Source organism: Mesorhizobium sp. M7A.F.Ca.ET.027.03.2.1, assembly GCF_003999175.1.
Lineage (GTDB): Bacteria > Pseudomonadota > Alphaproteobacteria > Rhizobiales > Rhizobiaceae > Mesorhizobium.
In genome coordinates, this window is sequence record NZ_RZOM01000750.1 from 1 (window position 1) to 3,119 (window position 3,119).

The following is a 3,119-nucleotide window of genomic DNA, read 5'->3' on the forward strand; positions in this document are numbered from 1 at the left end:
GTCATCCCCTATGCCGAGTTCGGCATCCAGTCGAATTTCTCCTTCCTGCGCGGCGCCTCCAAGCCGGAGGAGCTGGTGGTCGCGGCCAAGCTCCTGGGCTTCTCGGCGATCGGGCTTGCCGACCGCAACACGGTGGCCGGCGTGGTGCGCGCCTGGCAACAGGCCAAGGTCGAAAAGCTCTCCTATCACCCCGGCTGCCGGCTGGTTTTCGGCGACGGCACGCCGGACATCCTCGCCTATCCCCAGGACCGCAAGGGCTGGGGACATCTGTGCCGCATGCTTACCCAAGCCAATCTGCGCGACGAGAACGAAAAAGGCGCCACCCTTCTCCAGCGCGGCGACCTCCTCGAATGGGGTGACCTGATGTCGCTGGCGGTCCTGCCCGGTCTGTCGGCGGGCGCGGAAGATAGTCTTCCCCTGCTTGGAGACCTCAAAGGCCGCTTCGGCAGGAACCTGCGGCTTGGCGTTTCGCCCGACTACGCCGGCAATGACCGTTTCCGCATCGAGCAGGCCGCGGCGCTTGCCGAGAGCGTCGGTATTCCGCTGATGGCGACCAACGACGTTCTCTACCACACGGCCGAACGGCGCCCGCTGCAGGACGTGCTGACCGCGATCCGCCTCAACACGCCCGTCGCCGAGGTCGGGCTGCAACTCAGCGCCAATGCCGAGCGTCATCTGAAGCCGCCAATGGAGATGGCCCGCCTGTTCCGCAGGCATCCGCAAGCGCTGGCCGAGACGCTGCGGTTTGCGGAAGAACTGACCTTTTCGTTGAGCGACCTTCAGTACAATTATCCGGACGAGCCGACGGAATCGGGTCTTGGCCCACAGGCTGAACTGGAGCGGCTGGCGCGGGAGGGAGCGGCCAACCGCTATCCGGCGGGTGTGCCGGATTCGGTGACCAGGCGCATCGACGAAGAGCTCGCTTTGATCGAACGCCTCAACTATGCCCGCTATTTCCTGACTGTCTACGACATCGTCAAGTTCGCGCGCAGCAAGGATATTCTCTGCCAGGGACGTGGATCGGCCGCCAATTCGGTCGTCTGCTTCTGCATCGGCATCACCGAAGTAGGACCGGAAAAAATCGATTCGCTCTTCGAGCGCTTCATTTCCGAGGAGAGAAACGAGCCGCCGGATATCGACGTCGATTTCGAGCACGAAAAGCGCGAAACCGTAATCCAGTACATCTACGAGAAATACAGCGGCAAGCGCACGGCACTTGCGGCCGCCGTCATCAGCTATCGCGGCCGTTCGGCGCTGCGCGAAGTGTCGAAGGCGATGGGCCTGTCCGAGGATGTCAGGGCATCGCTTTCCGGCTCGATCTGGGGTTGGTCGACATCGGAGCTTGGCGAGAAGGAAGCCCGCGCCGGCGGCCTCGACCGCACCGATCCGGTGTCGAGGCACGTGATGGAGCGTGCCAATGAGATCATGGGCTTCCCCCGCCATCTGTCGCAGCATGTCGGCGGCTTCGTCATCACCAGGGACCGGCTCGACGAGATCGTGCCCATCGTCAAGACGGCGATGGACGAGCGCAAGATGGTCGAATGGGACAAGGACGATCTCGACGCGGTGAAGATCCTGAAAGTCGACGTGCTGGCGCTCGGCATGCTGACCTGCCTCCAGCGCGCCTTCACCTTGCTTACTGACCACTATCCAAAGGCGCGAGACAAATACGGCCGACCTTATGTGCTGGCCACCCTGCCGGCAGAAGACGCCCGGGTCTACGATATGATCTGCCGTGCCGACACATTGGGCGTCTTTCAGATTGAATCGCGGGCGCAGATGTCGATGCTGCCGCGCCTTGAGCCGAAAACCTTTTATGACCTTGTCATCGAGGTGGCGATCGTGCGGCCGGGCCCGATCCAGGGCGACATGGTCCACCCCTATCTGCGCCGCCGGCAAGGCAAGGAGCAGGCCGAGTATCAAAAGCCGGAGCTGGAGGCGATCCTCAGCAAGACGCTTGGTGTGCCGCTGTTCCAGGAGCAGGCGATGAATATCGCCATCGTTGCCGGTGGTTTCAAACCGGGCGAGGCCGATGAACTGCGCCGCGCCATGGCCACCTTCAAGCGCACCGGCACCATCGGCAATTACCGCGACCGTATGATCAATGGCATGGTCGGCAAGGGCTACACGAAGGACTTCGCCGAGCGCTGTTTCAAGCAGATCGAGGGCTTTGGCGAATATGGCTTTCCCGAAAGCCATGCCGCTTCCTTCGCCCTGCTCGTCTATGCCTCCTGCTGGTTCAAGACCTTCTATCCCGACGTGTTCTGCGCCGCGATCCTGAATTCGCAGCCGATGGGGTTTTACCAGCCGGCCCAGCTCGTGCGCGACGCAAGCGACCATGGCGTCGACATTCGCGATGTCGACGTCAATTTTTCGGTGTGGGATTGTACGCTGGAGAAAGCACCTTTCGATCCGGCCCGTATCCTCCCGCGCCATGCCGACATGCGCGGCGTCATCGAGACGAAGCATGCCGTCCGGCTCGGCTTCCGCCAGATCAAGGGCCTGTCGAAGGAGCGCATGGCGGCTTTCGTCGAACAGCGCGGCTCAGGCTACGTATCCGTCCGGGATGTCTGGCTGCGCTCCGGCCTCGATGTCGGCGAGATCGAGCGGTTGGCGCAGGCCGACGCCTTCCGTTCGCTCGGCCTTGATCGTCGCGAAGCCTTGTGGGCGGTGCGCGCACTCGACGGCAAGAGCGCCGCCGAAAGGCTGCCGCTGTTCGACCAGCCGGCGCTTCGCCTGCGCGAGCTGGAGCCCGAGACGAGGCTGCCGAAAATGCCGCTCGGCGAGCATGTCATCCATGATTACCGCGCGCTCGGCCTGTCGCTGAAGGCGCATCCGGTCGCCTTCCTGCGCGAGCGGCTCGACCGCGCCGGCGTCACCCCCAATGCGAACCTGCCTTCCGTGCGCGACGGCAGGCGCGTCTCCGTCGCCGGCCTCGTGCTGGTGCGGCAGCGCCCCGGCAAGGGCAACGCGATCTTCTTGACGCTGGAAGACGACAAGGCGGTGGCCAACGTCATCTTCTGGCAAAGAACCTTCGACCGTTACCGGCCGATCGTCATGGGCGCCCGGTTCGTCAAGGTCACCGGAAAATTGCAATCTGAATCGGGCGTGGTCCACAT

Annotated in this window: 1 protein-coding gene; it reads left to right on the forward strand. The window is 63.4% G+C overall.

Annotated elements, in window-relative coordinates:
* On the forward strand, positions 1–3,119 hold a 3,119-nt coding region (locus EN750_RS26140; protein ID WP_245482814.1), incomplete at both ends, for an error-prone DNA polymerase.